The sequence below is a fragment of the Kocuria sp. UCD-OTCP genome (assembly GCF_000349605.1).
Taxonomy (GTDB): Bacteria; Actinomycetota; Actinomycetes; order Actinomycetales; family Micrococcaceae; genus Kocuria; species Kocuria rosea.
This window is the reverse complement of record NZ_AOSQ01000055.1, coordinates 1-15,551: the sequence shown is the minus strand read 5'-3', so window position 1 is coordinate 15,551 and position 15,551 is coordinate 1. Positions and strand designations below refer to the sequence as shown.

Annotated in this window: 11 protein-coding genes; 5 read left to right on the top strand and 6 right to left on the bottom strand. The window is 72.7% G+C overall.

Annotated elements, in window-relative coordinates; translation table 11 throughout:
- From guaB to groES, 6 genes are all read right to left on the bottom strand, one after another.
- Nucleotides 1-1,004 (bottom strand): IMP dehydrogenase (guaB, locus tag H488_RS33065; RefSeq protein ID WP_017834530.1); only part of this gene is annotated, 1,004 nt, incomplete at its 3' end.
- 42 nt (nucleotides 1,005-1,046) lie between these two features.
- Nucleotides 1,047-2,837, bottom strand: coding sequence for an acyltransferase family protein (locus tag H488_RS33060; protein ID WP_237740469.1), 1,791 nt, complete (start codon nucleotides 2,835-2,837; stop codon nucleotides 1,047-1,049).
- Nucleotides 2,838-3,467: 630 nt separating this feature from the next.
- Nucleotides 3,468-5,570, bottom strand: a complete 2,103-nt coding sequence (locus tag H488_RS33055) for an acyltransferase family protein (RefSeq protein WP_017834528.1) — start codon at nucleotides 5,568-5,570, stop codon at nucleotides 3,468-3,470.
- Nucleotides 5,567-7,636, bottom strand: coding sequence for an acyltransferase family protein (locus tag H488_RS33050; RefSeq protein WP_017834527.1), 2,070 nt, complete (start codon nucleotides 7,634-7,636; stop codon nucleotides 5,567-5,569). Before H488_RS33050 ends, H488_RS33055 begins: the two co-directional genes overlap by 4 nt.
- Nucleotides 7,637-7,809: 173 nt before the next feature.
- Nucleotides 7,810-9,528 carry a chaperonin GroEL gene (gene groL, locus H488_RS33045; RefSeq protein ID WP_017834526.1) on the bottom strand — a complete coding sequence of 573 codons (1,719 nt, stop codon included), beginning with the start codon at nucleotides 9,526-9,528 and terminating at the stop codon, nucleotides 7,810-7,812.
- A gap of 158 nt (nucleotides 9,529-9,686) precedes the next feature.
- Nucleotides 9,687-9,983, bottom strand: coding sequence for a co-chaperone GroES (gene groES, locus H488_RS33040; RefSeq protein ID WP_017834525.1), 297 nt, complete (start codon nucleotides 9,981-9,983; stop codon nucleotides 9,687-9,689).
- A 431-nt stretch (nucleotides 9,984-10,414) separates the two neighbouring features.
- Between groES and H488_RS33035 the strand changes: the two genes are divergently transcribed.
- From H488_RS33035 to H488_RS33015, 5 genes are all read left to right on the top strand, one after another.
- Nucleotides 10,415-11,410: a siderophore ABC transporter substrate-binding protein gene (locus H488_RS33035; RefSeq protein ID WP_017834524.1), complete on the top strand. Its 996-nt coding sequence runs from the start codon at nucleotides 10,415-10,417 to the stop codon at nucleotides 11,408-11,410.
- An 81-nt stretch (nucleotides 11,411-11,491) separates the two neighbouring features.
- Entirely contained in the window at nucleotides 11,492-12,478 is a 987-nt protein-coding gene (locus tag H488_RS33030) for an ABC transporter permease (RefSeq protein ID WP_017834523.1), read from the top strand.
- Complete coding sequence (locus H488_RS33025; protein ID WP_017834522.1) at nucleotides 12,471-13,538, top strand: iron chelate uptake ABC transporter family permease subunit; 1,068 nt, start codon at nucleotides 12,471-12,473, stop codon at nucleotides 13,536-13,538. Before H488_RS33030 ends, H488_RS33025 begins: the two co-directional genes overlap by 8 nt.
- Complete coding sequence (locus H488_RS33020) at nucleotides 13,535-14,290, top strand: iron ABC transporter ATP-binding protein (RefSeq protein WP_017834521.1); 756 nt, start codon at nucleotides 13,535-13,537, stop codon at nucleotides 14,288-14,290. The genes H488_RS33025 and H488_RS33020 overlap by 4 nt, the downstream gene beginning before the upstream one ends.
- A gap of 42 nt (nucleotides 14,291-14,332) precedes the next feature.
- Nucleotides 14,333-15,551: THUMP-like domain-containing protein (locus H488_RS33015; RefSeq protein WP_017834520.1), on the top strand; the 1,219-nt coding region annotated here is incomplete at its 3' end.

Here is a 15,551-nt window from a genome sequence, read left to right as displayed (position 1 = left end):
AGGGGCGCGAGCAGACCGCTCTGGAAGGCCACAACATCGACAAGGCGTTCGCCGAAGTCAACGGCGAGGCTAACCCCGGGATCATCGCCAAAAACCATTCGAAAAACATCCACGTGCGCGGCGGCGGTCTCCGCCTTGAGCCGGGCGATCATGTCCAGCACGCCCTGGGAGTGCCCGTTGGCGGTGTCGATGAACAGGGCGTCCACGCCGGCCTCGACGAGGGTCATGGCCCGCTCGAAGCCGTCGCCGAAGAAGCCGACGGCGGCGCCGACGCGCAGCCGGCCCTCGTCGTCCTTGGTGGCGTGGGGGTACTGCTCGGCCTTGGTGAAGTCCTTGATCGTGATCAGGCCGGTGAGCCGGCCGGCGTCGTCGACGAGCGGCAGCTTCTCGATCTTGTTGGTCGCCAGGAGCCGGTGCGCGTCGTCCTTCGCCATCCCGACCTTGCCGGTGATCAGCGGCATGGGCGTCATGATCTCGTGCACCCGGCGCCGCGGGAACTCACTCTCCGGCAGGTACCGGGTGTCGCGGTTGGTGATGATCCCCAGCAGCTTCTGCTCGGCGTCCACGACGGGCAGCCCGGAGACCCGGTAGTAGCCGCAGAGCCGGTCCAGCTCCTCGAGGGTCGCCTCCGGGGAGATGGTGACGGGGTCGGTGATCATCCCGGACTCGCTGCGCTTCACCCGGTCCACGTGCTCGGCCTGGTCCTGGATCGAGAGGTTGCGGTGGATCACGCCGATGCCGCCCTGGCGGGCCATCGCGATCGCCATCGAGGACTCGGTGACGGTGTCCATGGCGGCGGACAGCAGCGGCACCTCCAGGTCGATGCGCCGGGACAGGCGGGTGCGCGTCGACGCCTCGGACGGGATGACGTCCGTGTTGCCGGGCAGCAGCAGCACGTCGTCGTAGGTCAGCCCGGTGAACCCGAACGGGTCCTCGGACAGGGCGGTGGGGACGGCGGTATCCGACACGGTGGGGCCTTTCAGCTTCGAGGGAGTCGCGATCATTCTACGGGCCGGGTCCCGGCCGGCGGACGGCTGTGGCCGCGCTCACGACCCCGCGGGGAACCCGGCCCCGTCCGCGCGCAGGGCCTCCTCGACGCGCTCCGCGAACAGGGGCGCCAGGCTGCGCACGTACTCGACGGTGAGGTGGTTGTTGTCCCAGTACGTGAACACGTTGCCGATGACCGGGACGCAGGTGCCGTCCGGGCAGATGAGGTCCCCCATGTCGACCATCGTGACCCGCGGCAGCTCGGCCACCGGGGCCAGGGGGCTGTCCGGGCCCAGGATCACGTGGGAGGCGGCGCACTCGGGGGCGTCGGCCCCGTGGTCCGCGGCGCAGCGCGCGGGGACGAAGTCGAACCGGGCGTTGTCGCGCAGGCCGAGGACCTGGATGCCGCGCTCCGCCAGGCCGCGGATGCGCTGCTCCATCCCGGGGGTGAACTGCTCCTGGTCCTCGTCCGTGCTGCGGGTGCCCTGCACCAGCACCAGGTCCGGGTCCACGGCCTCCACCACGGGGTCGGCGCCCTCGAGCCAGCGCGCGCACGCCTCGTGGTCGGCCACCTGCTCCTCCGGCAGGGCGTACAGGCAGTTGCCGCGGATGTAGGTGACCACCCGCCAGTCGTTGCGCTCGGCCAGGAGCTCGACGGCGGGGATCCACTGGTGCACGTGGCTGTTGCCGATCACCAGCATCGTGGCGGCGGGCTCGGGGTTCGGGACGGTGTCGAAGCACCACTGCCGGAAGCGCCCGCCGACCCCCGTGCCGGGCGGGCAGGGCTCGCCGAGCGACGGCTTGGCGTACGGCTCCCCGGTGATCACGGGGACGGTCTCGGCGTCCGGGTCGCCCTCGTACCGGAAGCCCGGCAGCAGGGCCGCCGCCCCGGGGTTGTTGCGGTCGGCCGACGCCGCGATCTCCACCGCCCGCCGCTCCTCGGCCACCCGGGCCGCGGTCACCGGGACCGCGACCGCCGCCAGGCACACCACGATCACCGCGGCCAGCCGCAGCCGGGACCGCTCGGGCCAGGCCCAGCGCTTGAGCGGGTCCTCGACCAGCCGGGTGGCCAGCACCGCGAGCACCAGGCAGACCAGCACGATCGCGACCCCCGACCGCGGCCCGGCCATGGGCCGGTCCCGCAGCACGAGGTAGGTGACCAGCACGGGCCAGTGGATCAGGTAGAGCGCGTAGGCGGAGTCCCCCAGCCGCACCAGCGGCGCCGAGGCGAGGATCCGGTCCAGCCCGAAGCGCGACCCGGACTGCCCGGCCACGATGATCGCCGCGGCCGAGAGCAGCGGCCACAGCGCGATCCACCCGGGGAACGCCCCCTGCACGTCGACCAGCACCCCCACCGAGACCATGCTCACCAGACCGGCCCAGCCCAGGACCACGCGCGCCCTGCGGCCGGGCCGCAGCCAGGGCACCGCTAGGGCCAGCAGGGACCCGAGGGCGAACTCCCACAGCCGGGTGCGGGTGTCGAAGTAGGCGAACTCCTGCTGGACGGCCGTGCTGTGCACCGACCACGCCAGGGAGGCCGCGAAGACCACCCCGAAGACGACCGCCAGCACCGGCACGGGGCTCCACCGGGTCCGCCGGGAGATCAGCCAGGCCGCGGCGAAGACCAGCGGCCACAGCAGGAACACCTGTCCCTGCACCGACAGGGACCAGAAGTGCTGGAACGGCGAGGCGGTCGAGTGGTCGGCGGCGTAGTAGTCCACCGCGTTGAGCGCCAGCGCCCAGTTCTCCGCGTAGAACACCGAGGCCAGCGCCTCGGCGCGCCACTGCCCGGCGTCGTAGCCCGGGTAGAACAGCTCCACCAGCACCAGGGTGCCCAGGATCGTGAGCACCGCCAGCGGCAGCAGCCGCTTGAACACGTGCAGCCAGTACCGCCCCAGCGCCAGCGGCNGTGAGCACCGCCAGCGGCAGCAGCCGCTTGAACACGTGCAGCCAGTACCGCCCCAGCGCCAGCGGCCTCCCCGCCTCGAGCTTGCGCACGAAGGACAGGGTCAGGAAGAAGGCGGAGATCAGCAGGAAGACGTCCACTCCCCCGGAGACCCGCCCGAGGAACACGTGGTAGACCACCACGAGCAGCACCGCCACCGCGCGCAGGCCCTGCACCTCGGGGCGGAAGCCCGAGTACCGTCCTGCCCGCCGCCGGGCCGCGTCCCCACGGTCGGCGGTCCCGGCGGACGGTTGCGGGGCGGCGGCGTGCACGGTGGCCACGGGGGCACCTCCAGGAGGGAGCGTCCCGGACGCGGCCGCGGGGCGGCGCCGGGAGGGGAGCGGGGGGATGCGGAGCGAGGGGATGCGGAGCGAGGGGATGCGGAGCGAGGGGATGCGGAGCAAGGGGATGCGGAGCAAGGGGGCGGGGCCGGGGGCGCCCGTCGCGACCTTATCGCACGACCGGCGCCGCGCGCGGCACCCGGCGCTCCGTCACCGGGCGGCGCCGGGGGCCGGCGGCCGGGGACGGGCGGTCGTCAGGGGCGGAGGCCGTCGGTGGCAAGGGCCTCCCGGAACCGCTCGCCGAAGACCGGGGCGGCGCTCTCGGAGTACACCCGGCTGAGGTGGTCGTCGTCCCAGTACACGTAGACGTTGCCGACGACCGGCGGGCACCGCCCGGCCGGGCAGATCAGGTCGGTGAGGTCCAGGGTCGAGTAGAGCGGCAGCTCGCGGGCGAGCGGGAGCGCGGGATCGGGCGTGCCCACCATGGGGTGCGCGAAGGTGCACCGGGGGTCGTCCTCCCCGTTCGCCACCGCGCACTCGGCCGGCGCCTCCGGGAAGCGGGGGGTGTCGCGGATCCCGACCACGGGGATCCCGCGGTCGGTGAGCTCGCGGATCCGCTGCTCCAGCCCGGGCCGGAGGACCTCCCCCTCCAGGTCGGTGAAGGTCGACTGGACGACGACGAGGTCGGGGTCGGCGGTGCCGATCATCTGCTCGGCGCCCTCGAACCACGCCCGGCAGCTCTCCGAGCCCGGCTGGTCCTCGGCGGCGGCGTAGAAGCAGCCCGGCTGGATCCAGGTCAGCACCCGCCACCGCTCGGCCTCCGCCAGGGGCCGCAGCGCGGGGAGCCAGTGCTGCAGGTGGCTGTTGCCGAGCACGAGCACCGTCCGCTCGGGGGCCTCCTGCGCCACGCTCTCGTGGCAGAAGCGGAGGAGCTCCTCCGGCAGGTCGAGGTCCTCGGGGCAGGCCTCGCCGAGGGAGGCCGGCTGCCTCGGCAGGTCCTCCGGCAGGGGCAGGGTCGGGGCGTCCGGGTCGCCGCGGAACTCGAAGCCGGGCTCGAGGACGGCGGCCCCGGGGTTGTTCCGGACGGCCTCGGCCTGGATCCGCTCGGCACGCCGGTCCTCGAGCTGCTGCCAGGCGAGCACGGGGGCTGTGACCAGGGCGAGACAGAGCACCACGACCCCGGCGAGGCGCCGCTTGTTCTGCTCGGGCCAGGCCCACTTCTTGAACCGGTCCTCGACCAGCCGGGTGGCCAGCACGGCGAGCACCAGGGAGACGACGATGATCACCACCCCCGACCGCGGCCCGGCCATGGGCCGGTCCCGCAGCACGAGGTAGGTGATCAGCACGGGCCAGTGGATCAGGTACAGCGCGTAGGCCGAGTCCCCCAGCCGCACCAGGGGCCGCGAGGCGAGGATCCGGTCCAGTCCGAACGGGGACCCGGAGCGGCCGGCCACGATGATCGCCGCGGCCGAGAGCAGCGGCCACAGCGCGATCCACCCGGGGAACGCCCCCTGCACGTCGACCAGCACCCCCACGGAGACCATGCTGAGCAGCCCGCCCCAGCCCAGGGCCACGCGCGCGGTCCGCGGCGGCCTCAGGTAGGGCAGGGCGAGGGCGAGCAGCGACCCGAGGGCGAACTCCCACAGCCGGGTGCGGGTGTCGAAGTAGGCGAACTCCTGCTGGACGGCGGTGCTGTGCACGGACCAGGCCAGGGAGGCCACGAGCACGGTGCCGAACATCGCGACCAGGACGGGGACCGGCCGGAGGCTCCCCCGCCGCGTGAGCAGCCAGGCGGCGGCGAAGATCAGCGGCCACAGCAGGAACACCTGCCCCTGGACCGACAGGGACCAGAAGTGCTGGAACGGCGAGGCGGTCGAGTGGTCGGCGGCGTAGTAGTCGACGGAGCTCAGCGCGAGCGCCCAGTTCTCCGCGTAGAACACCGAGGCCAGCGCCTCGGTGCGCCACTGCCCGGCGTCGGAGCCGGGGTAGACGGCGGCCACCAGGACGAGGGTGCCGAGGATGGTGAGCACCGCCAGCGGCAGCAGCCGCTTGAACACGTGCAGCCAGTACCGCCCCAGGGCCAGGGGCCTTCCCGCCTCGAGCTTGCGCACGAAGGACAGGGTGAGGAAGAACGCGGAGATCAGCAGGAACACGTCCACGCCCCCGGAGACCCGGCCGAGGAACACGTGGTAGACCACCACGAGCAGCACCGCGACGAACCGCAGCCCCTGCACCTCGGGGCGGAACCCCGAGTACCGGGCCACCCGCCGGGCCGTGTCCGGCTCGACGCCCCCGGGGCCGTCCGGGGAGGCGGCCCCCGGGTCCGGGCGCGGGGCGCCGGCCTGCACCGTGCTCACGAGGACACCTCCTGGAGGAGCGTGCCGGGGAGCCGGGTCTCGAGGGCCGGCGCCATCGTCCGCGCGTAGGTCCACGTGAGGTGGTGCGGGTCGAAGAAGACGTGCACGTTGCCCACCACGGGACGGCACAGTCCCTCCGGGCAGATGAGGTCGGTGAGGTCGAGCGAGGCGAAGCCGTTCCGGTCCCGCAGGGCGTCGGCCGGGTTGACGGGCGCCAGGACCTGCTCGACGGGCACGCGGCACCGGTCGGCGTCCTGGCCGTGGCGCACGGCGCACTCGTAGGGGTTGAAGTCGAACCGGGGGTTGTCCCGGAAGCCGACGACGTCGATGCCCTGGCCCGTGAGGCGGTCGACCAGCTCCGGGAACCCCCCGACGAGGGCCTCGGCGGGACCGTCCATCCGGGCCGCGTAGGTCGAGGTCGTCATGACCGCGTCCGGGGCGAGCCGCTCCACGTACTCGATCGCCGCGTCGTTGCCCTCGTGGCACGCGTCCCCCTCCGGGCGCACCGCGAAGGCGCAGCCCGGCTGCAGCACGGCGACGAGCTGCCAGTTGCGCTCCTCCGCGAGGGGGATCACCGCGCCCATGAACTGCTCCATGTGGGAGTTGCCGACCACCGCGATCGTCCGCTCGGGGTCCGGCAGGGCCGGGGTCTGGCGGCAGTACTGCTCGAGGACCTCCTGCTCGGGGGCGAACGCCCCGGAGCAGGGCTCGGGCAGCCCGACCCACTCGTCGCCCAGCGCGGAGGCGAGGGGCAGAGTGGGGGCGTCCGGGTCGCCCCGGAACTCGAAGCCCGGGTCCAGCACCGCGGCCCCGGGGTTGTTGCGGGCGGCGTCCTCCGCCAGCGCGGCCGCCCGCCGTGCATCGGCCTGCTGCCACACCAGCACCGGCACCGCCACGAGCGCCAGGCTCACCGCCACCGACGCGGCCAGCCGCCGCTTGTCCCGCTCCGGCCACGCCCACCGCTGGAACGGGCGCTCCACCAGCTTCGTGGCGGCCACCGCCAGCAGCAGGGAGACCAGGATGATCGCGACCCCCGACCGCGGCCCGGCCACGGGCCGGTCCCGCAGCACCAGGTAGGTGATCAGCAGCGGCCAGTGCACCAGGTACAGCGCGTAGGAGGCGTCCCCGAGCCGCACCAGGGGCCGGGAGGCGAGGATCCGGTCCAGGCCGAGGGGCGAGCCGGAGTGCCCGGCCACGATGATCGCCGCCGCCGAGAGCAGCGGCCACAGAGCGATCCAGCCGGGGAAGGCGCCCTGCACGTCGATCAGCACCCCGACCGAGACCATGCTGAGCATCCCGGCCCAGCCCAGCACCACCCGCGCCGCCCGCGGCGGGTGCAGGTACGGCACCGCGAGGGCCAGCAGGGACCCGAGGGCGAACTCCCACAGCCGGGCCCGGGTGTCGAAGTAGGCGAACGCCTGGTCCGTGGCGGTCGTGTGCACCGACCAGGCGAGGGAGACCGCGAGGACCAGCCCGAAGAGCACCGCCAGCACCGGCACCGGCCGCCGCCGCCCGCCCCGGCACACGAGCCACGCCGCCCCGAACACCAGCGGCCACAGCAGGAACACCTGACCCTGCACCGACAGGGACCAGAAGTGCTGGAACGGGGACGCCGTGGAGTCGTCGGCGGCGTAGTAGTCCACCTCGGCCAGCGCCAGCGCCCAGTTCTCCACGTAGAGGACCGAGGCCAGCGCCTCCGTGCGCACCCGGTCGATCCGCGCCTCCGGGAAGAACCACCACGCCAGCACCAGGGTGCCCAGGATCGTGAGCACCGCCAGCGGCAGCAGCCGCTTGAACACGTGCAGCCAGTACCGCCCCAGCGCCAGCGGCCTCCCCGCCTCGAGCTTGCGCACGAAGGACAGGGTCAGGAAGAACGCCGAGATCAGCAGGAAGATGTCCACTCCCCCGGACACCCGGTCCAGGAACACGTGGTAGACCACCACGAGCAGCACCGCGACGAAGCGCAGCCCCTGCACCTCCGGACGGAACCCGGCGTAGCGGGCCACCCGCCGGGCCGTGTCCGGCTCGACGCCGGTGGGCGTGCTCTGCGCACCGAGGGTCGTCATGGGCATCTCCTGGGAACACCGTGCCGCCGGGGGCGCGGCAGTGGTCGTGCGGACCCCCGCACTCTACCGGAGGCGCCGGGGCGGCCCCCGGAGACGGCGACGGACCCGCCCCACCGGTGGTGGGACGGGTCCGCGGGGCAGGCCGGCTCGGCGCCGGCCGTCAGTGCCGGCCGTCAGTGCTGGTGGCCGTGGCCGTGCCCCTCGTCCTCGGCGGGCTTGTCCGTCACGAGCGTCTCGGTGGTCAGCACGAGCGCCGCGATGGACGCGGCGTTCTGCAGCGCCGAGCGGGTGACCTTGACCGGGTCGATGATGCCGGCGCCGACCATCTCGACGTACTCGCCGGTGGCGGCGTCGTAGCCGTGCCCGGCCTCGAGCTCGGCGACGCGGGAGGCGACCACGGCCCCGTCCTGACCGGCGTTCTGGGCGATCCAGTACAGCGGCTGCCGCAGCGCGCGGCGGACGATGCCGAGCGCGGTCGCGGCGTCCCCGGTGAGCCCGAGGTCGGACTCGTCGAGGACCTTCGCGGCCTGCACGAGGGCGGTGCCGCCGCCGGCGACGATGCCCTCCTCGAGGGCCGCGCGGGTCGCGGAGACGGCGTCCTCGATGCGGTGCTTGCGCTCCTTGGCCTCGACCTCGGTGGCGGCGCCGACCTTGATCACGGAGACCCCGCCGGCCAGGCGGGCGAGCCGCTCCTGGAGCTTCTCGCGGTCCCACTCGGAGTCGGTGCGCTCCACCTCGGCGCGGATCGTGGCGACCCGGTCCTGGATCTCGGCCGGGGTGCCCCCGCCGTCGACCAGGGTGGTGGTGTTCTTGGTGACCGTGACGCGCCGGGCGGTGCCCAGCTGCTCCAGGGTGACCTGGTCGAGGCTGATGCCCAGCTCGCTGGTGATGAGCTGGCCGCCGGTGAGGACGGCGAGGTCCTGCATGATCGCCTTGCGGCGGTCGCCGAAGCCGGGGGCCTTGAGGGCCACGACGTCGAGGGTGCCGCGCAGCCGGTTGACCACGAGGGTGGACAGGGCCTCGCCCTCGACGTCCTCCGCGATGATGGTCAGCGGCTTCTTGGCCTGGAGGACCTTCTCCAGCACGGGCATGAGCTCGGGCACCGAGGAGATCTTGCCCTGGTACAGCAGCACCAGGGAGTTCTCCATGACCGCTTCCTGGCGCTCGGCGTCGGTCACGAAGGACGGGGACAGGTAGCCCTTGTCGAACTGCATGCCCTCGGTGACGTCGAGCTCCACCTCGGTGCTCGAGCCGTCCTCGATCGTGATGACGCCGTCCTTGCCGACGGTCTCGAAGGCCCGGGCGATGAGCTCGCCGATCGCCGGGTCCTGCGCGGAGATGGTCGCCACGTGGGCGACGTTGGTGCCCTCCACCGGGCGGGCGTTCTCGAGCAGGCGCTCGGAGACGGCCTCGACGGCCTTCTCGATGCCGCGCTTGAGGCTCAGCGGGTCGGCGCCGGCGGCCACGTTGCGCAGGCCCTCCTTGACGAGCGCCTGGGCGAGCACGGTGGCGGTGGTGGTGCCGTCGCCGGCGANGATGCCGCGCTTGAGGCTCAGCGGGTCGGCGCCGGCGGCCACGTTGCGCAGGCCCTCCTTGACGAGCGCCTGGGCGAGCACGGTGGCGGTGGTGGTGCCGTCGCCGGCGACGTCGTTGGTCTTGGTCGCCACCTCCTTGGCGAGCTGGGCACCGAGGTTCTCGTACGGGTCGTCGAGCTCGACCTCGCGGGCGATGGTCACGCCGTCGTTGGTGATCGTGGGGGCGCCCCACTTCTTGTCGAGCACCACGTTGCGCCCGCGCGGGCCGAGGGTGACCTTGACGGTGTCGGCGAGCTTGTTGACGCCGTTCTCGAGGGACTTGCGGGCGGCGTCGTCGAACGCCAGCTGCTTGGCCATGGGCGAAGAGCTCCTTCTGGGGTGGCTGGGGTCGCCAGCGGGTTTCGGGGTCTGGATCGGCGAAGGGTGCCCGCCGCGGGCCCGCCGGAACAGCGGGGCGTGCGGCGGGCACCCTTCGTCAGGACTGCGCGGTCTGCGCCGGGTCGGTGCGGCCCGGTCTACTTGACGACGACGGCGAGCACGTCGCGGGCCGGGAGGACCAGGTACTCCTCGCCGTTGTACTTGACCTCGGTGCCGCCGTACTTCGAGAAGATCACGACGTCGCCCTCCTGGACGTCGACCGGGATGCGGTTGCCGGAGTCGTCGACACGACCGGGGCCGACCGCCAGGACCTTGCCCTCCTGGGGCTTCTCCTTGGCGGTGTCCGGGATGACGAGACCGGACGCGGTGGTCTGCTCAGCGGCGAGCGGCTGGACGACGATGCGATCCTCGAGAGGCTTGATGGAGACCGACACGATCTCTCCTTGTCTGTAGGGGTGGAAAACGGTGGGCGACCGCGGGCGGAGCCCGCCGTCGAGCTTCGGGCCGATCGGCGCACCGACCGTCGTCGCGGTGCCGGTCGATCGCCTGGCCCTTAGCACCCTCACCCGGAGAGTGCCAAGGCCAACTGTAGGAGCGGGCTGGCAGTCGGTCAAGGCGAGTGCCAGCGCGCCGACCCCCGCGGGAACGTCCGGCGGGAATTAGGGCACGCCGGTGTTCGCCAATGATTTGCCTCACGCCCGCCCGACCCTCTAGGTTGAGCGGTAAGGCAACCCTTACCTCGGCCGAGCAGCGGTGCCCTCCTCGACGTCCCCGCACATCCGTGCGCAGGTCCGTCGCGCCCATCGGATCCCGCCGGCGTCCTCCACCCCGGAGCACGCCGGCGTCCTCTGCACGAAGGAAGACCATGAACCGCACCCAGCACCCGGCTGCCCTCCTGGCCGTCGCCGGTGTCCTCGCCCTCACCGCCTGCGGCACGGCCCAGGGCGACCAGGCCGCCTCCGCGGAGTCGTCCGCCCCCTCCGCCGCCACGGTCGAGGTCGAGGACAACTACGGCACGCAGACGGTCGAGGCCCCGCCGGCGTCCGTCGTCGCCACCGACAACCGCACCTTCGAGACGCTCGCCGAGTGGGGCGTCGAACTGGCGGCGGCCCCGCGCGCCCTCATGCCGGACACCATCGCCTACGCCGACGACGAGTCCGTCGTCGACCTCGGCAACCACCGCGAGCCCGACCTCGAGGCCGTCGTCGCCGCGGACCCCGACCTCATCGTCAACGGCCAGCGCTTCGCCGACTACCGCGAGGACTTCGCCGACCTGGTGCCGGAGGCCACCATCGTCGAGCTCGACCCGCGGGAGGACGAGCCCTTCGACGAGGAGCTGAAGCGGCAGACCTCCGTCCTGGGTCAGGTCTTCGACCGCGAGGACGAGGCCGAGCGGATCAACGGCGACTTCGACGCGGCGATGCAGCGCGTCGTCGACGGCTACCGGCCCGGCGACACGGTCATGGCCGTCACCGTCTCCGGCGGCGAGATCGGCTTCATCGCTCCGGGCAACGGACGCACCCTGGGCCCGCTGTTCGAGATCTTCGACTTCGCACCGGCCCTCGAGGTCGAGGGCGCCAGCGACGACCACCAGGGCGACGACATCTCCGTCGAGGCGATCGCCGACTCGAACCCCGACTGGATCCTCGTGCTGGACCGCGACGCCGCGATCTCCGCCGAGGACCCGGAGTACACCCCGGCGCAGGAGGTCATCGAGAACGCCGCGGCCCTGCAGAACGTGACCGCGGTGCAGGAGGGCCAGGTCGTCTACATGCCCCGGGACACCTACACCAACGAGGGCATCCAGACCTACACCGAGTTCTTCGACACCCTGGCCGACGCCATGGGCGCGCAGGACTGACCCATCGTCCGGACGGCGGCGGCGGGGTCCGCCCCACCACCGCCGTCCGCCGGGCACGAGGCCGGAGGAAGGACTGACCCCATGTCGACGATCGTGTCGAGACCCCCCGCGGCGAGCAAGGGCTCGCTGTTCGACTGGAAGCTGCTGCTCGGTGCGCTCGGCGTCCTCGCGCTGCTGGCCGCGTCCCTCCTCACGGGGGTCTACGACGTCTTCGGCGCCGAGGACGGCGACGAGATGTTCGCGATCACGCGGATCCCCCGCACCATCGCCCTGGTGCTCGCCGGCGCCGCCATGTCCATGTCCGGCCTGGTGATGCAGCTGCTCACGCAGAACCGCTTCGTGGAGCCCACCACCACGGGCACCACCGAGTGGGCGGGGCTCGGGCTGCTGCTCGTCATGCTCCTGGTGCCGACCGCCACGGTCCTCACCCGGATGCTCGGCGCCGTGACCGCGGCCTTCATCGGGACCATGGTGTTCTTCCTCTTCCTGCGCCGCGTCTCCCTGCGCTCCTCCCTCATCGTGCCCATCGTCGGCATCATGCTGGGCGCGGTGGTCGGGTCCGTCTCGACGTTCCTGGCGCTGCAGACGGACATGCTGCAGAACCTCGGGGTCTGGTTCGCCGGCAGCTTCACCTCGGTGCTGCGCGGTCAGTACGAGGTGCTGTGGATCGTGCTCCTGGTCGGGATCGCGGTGTTCCTCGTGGCGGACCGGCTCACCGTCGCCGGGCTCGGCGAGGACGTCGCCACCAACGTCGGGCTGAACTACCACCGCACCGTCCTGCTCGGGACCGGGCTGATCGCGGTGGCCACCGGCGTCGTCACCGTCGTCGTCGGCAACCTGCCCTTCCTGGGCCTCATCGTGCCGAACATCGTCTCGATGGTCCGCGGCGACGACCTGCGCAGCAACCTGCCGTGGGTGTGCCTGCTCGGCATCGCCATCGTGACGCTGTGCGACCTCATCGGAAGGATCATCATCATGCCGTTCGAGATCCCCGTGTCCGTGATCCTCGGGATCGTCGGCGCCGTGGTTTTCGTCTGCCTGCTCCTGAGGCAGCGTCGTCGTGTCTGAGGCCGTGCTCAGCACTCCCGCACCCGCACCGGCCGCGGCGCCGGCGGCCCCCGCCGCACGGGGCCGCGCCGGGGCCTTCCCCACCCCGCGGGCCCGGCGGCGGTACTGGACGGTCGTCGCCGTGCTGGCCCTCGCCTCCGCGGGCTTCGCCTTCGGCCTGCTGGCCTGGGACAACCCGATGCCGGTCGGCTCGGACGGCTTCTGGCGGATCGCGGACCGCCGGGTGACGAGCGTGGTCATCATGGCGGTCGTGGCCTTCTGCCAGGCGATCGCGACCGTGAGCTTCCAGACGGCCACGAACAACCGGATCATCACCCCGTCGATCATGGGCTTCGAGTCCCTCTACGTGGCGATCCAGACGTCCACGGTGTACTTCCTGGGCGCCGCGGGGATCCTCGTCCTGCAGGGCGTGCCGCAGTTCCTGCTGCAGGTGGCCCTCATGGTCGCGCTCTCCCTCGCGCTCTACGGCTGGCTGCTCTCCGGCCGGTACGGGAACCTGCAGGTGATGCTGCTCGTGGGCATCATCATCGGCGGGGGCCTCGGCTCCGTCTCGACCTTCATGCAGCGTCTGCTGTCCCCCAGCGAGTTCGACGTGCTCTCCGCCCGGCTGTTCGGCTCCGTGACGAACGCCCAGGCGGACTACCTGCCGGTGGCCGTCCCGCTGTGCCTGCTGGCCGGCGGCGCCCTGTGGCTGAGGTCCTCGCGCCTGAACGTGGTCGCCCTCGGACGGGACGTGAGCCTGAACCTCGGCCTGCGGCACCGCGCCGAGATCATGGGCACCCTCTTCCTCGTCTCCGTCCTGATGGCCGTCTCCACCGCCCTGGTGGGCCCCATGACGTTCCTCGGCTTCCTGGTGGCGACGCTCGCCTACCAGTTCGCCGACACGTACGACCACCGCCACCTCTTCCCCGTGGCGGTCCTCACCGGGTTCCTCGTCCTGACGGGCGCCTACTTCGTCCTCAACCACGTCTTCTACGCCCAGGGCGTCGTCTCGATCATCATCGAGCTCGTCGGCGGCTCCGTCTTCCTCTACGTCATCCTCCGAAAGGGCCGGCTGTGATCACCCTGACCAACGTGCGCAAGGACTACGGCGGTGAGGTCACGGTCGGACCCGTCGACCTCGAGATCCCGTCGGCCGGCATGACCGCCCTGGTCGGCCCCAACGGGGCGGGCAAGTCCACGCTGCTGACGATGATCGGACGCCTGCTCGGCCTCGACGACGGCAGCATCGACATCGCCGGCTACGACGTGGCCCGGACCCGGTCCAAGGACCTCGCCCGGATCGTCTCCGTCCTGCGCCAGGAGAACCACTACATCACCCGGCTCACCGTGCGGCAGCTGGTGGGCTTCGGCCGCTTCCCCCACAGTCGCGGCCGGCTCACCGCCGTGGACGACGAGATCATCGGCAGGTACATCGACTTCCTCGGCCTGGCGCCGCTGGAGCACCGCTATCTCGACCAGCTGTCGGGCGGCCAGCGCCAGCGCGCGTACGTCGCCATGGTCCTCGCCCAGGAGACCGACCACGTGCTGCTGGACGAGCCCCTCAACAACCTCGACATGCGGCACGCCGTGTCGATGATGCAGCACCTGCGGCGGGCCTGCGACGAGATGGGGCGCACCATCGTCATCGTGCTCCACGACATCAACTTCGCCAGCCACTACGCGGACCGGATCTGCGCCGTCAAGGACGGCCGGGTCGCCGAGTTCGGCGAGCCGCACGAGATCATGGACGGCGCGGTCCTCACCCGGGTCTTCGAGACCCCGGTGACCGTCATCGACGGCCCCCGGGGCCGTCTCGCCGCGTTCTACTGACCGGTGCCCGCCCGGACGGGCGGGGGCGGATAGGGTGGACCGATGCAGAACGAGGCGACCGACATCGCACCCCTGCTCACCGCCGAGGGGAGTCGCCTGCTGGAGGCCGTGGGCCCCTACGACGCCGACGACGCCCTGGGGGCCGCGACCCGCCTGCGCGCCGCGGGGCACGATCCCCGGCTCGTCTCCGCGGTGCTCACCCAGGCCCGGCTCCGCGCCAGGGCGCGGGAGAAGTTCGGCGACTTCGCCGACCGCATGCTCTTCACCCGGGTCGGCCTCGAGCAGGCCACCCGGCTGCGGGTGGCCGCCCTGCACGCCCGGCGCTTCGCCGACGCGGACCTGGTGCACGTGGCCGACCTCGGCTGCGGCATCGGCGCGGACGCGCTCGCGCTGGCCTCCCTGGACCGCCGGGTCACCGCCGTGGAGCTCGACGAGACCACGGCCGCGGTGGCCACGCTCAACCTCCTCCCCTTCCCCGAGGCCACGGTGCTGCAGGCCGACGTCGAGCGGCTGGACCTCGCCGCCCTGCCCGGCGGACCGCCGGACGGGGTGTGGCTGGACCCGGCCCGGCGCACCACGTCGTCGTCGGGCACCCGCCGGATCTTCGACCCCGAGGCGTTCTCCCCGCCCCTGTCCTTCGTCGAGGCGCTGGCCGGGCGCGGACTGCCCGTCGGGGTGAAGCTGGGGCCGGGCATCCCGCACGAGGCGGTCCCCGGCGGGTGCGAGGCGCAGTGGGTCTCCGACCGGGGCGACGTGGTCGAGGCCGTGCTGTGGTTCAACGCGGTGGCCCGCCCCGGCGTGCGGCGGGCGGCGCTCGTGCTCTCCGAGCACGGGTCCGCGGAGCTCACCAGCCCCGAGGACCACGACCCCGCCCACGCCGACGCCGTGGTCGGCCCCGTGGGCGCGTACCTCTACGAACCGGACGGCGCGGTGATCCGGGCGGGGCTCGTCACGGACCTCGCCCGGCAGCTGGGCGCGCGGCTGATCCACCCCCGGATCGCCTACCTCACCTCCGACGAGCTCGTGCGCACCCCGCTGGCCCGGGCGTACCGCGTGCGGGAGGTGCTGCCGCACACCGTCAAGGTGCTCAAGCGGTGGGTCCGGGAGCACGAGGTCGGCACGCTCGAGATCAAGAAGCGCGGCACGGACGTCACCCCGGAGGAGCTGCGCCGCCGGCTCGCGCCGAAGGGCCCCGGACGGGCCACGCTCGTGGTCACCCGGACGGCTCCGGGCCCCGGCCCGGAGGGCCCGGGGCGGGGCG

Coding starts and splice junctions, on each gene's coding strand:
- H488_RS33030 (WP_017834523.1), top strand. CDS start 11,492: ATGTCGACGATCGTGTCGAGACCCCCCGCGGCGAGCAAGGGCTCGCTG.
- H488_RS33050 (WP_017834527.1), bottom strand. CDS start 7,636: ATGACGACCCTCGGTGCGCAGAGCACGCCCACCGGCGTCGAGCCGGAC.
- H488_RS33035 (WP_017834524.1), top strand. CDS start 10,415: ATGAACCGCACCCAGCACCCGGCTGCCCTCCTGGCCGTCGCCGGTGTC.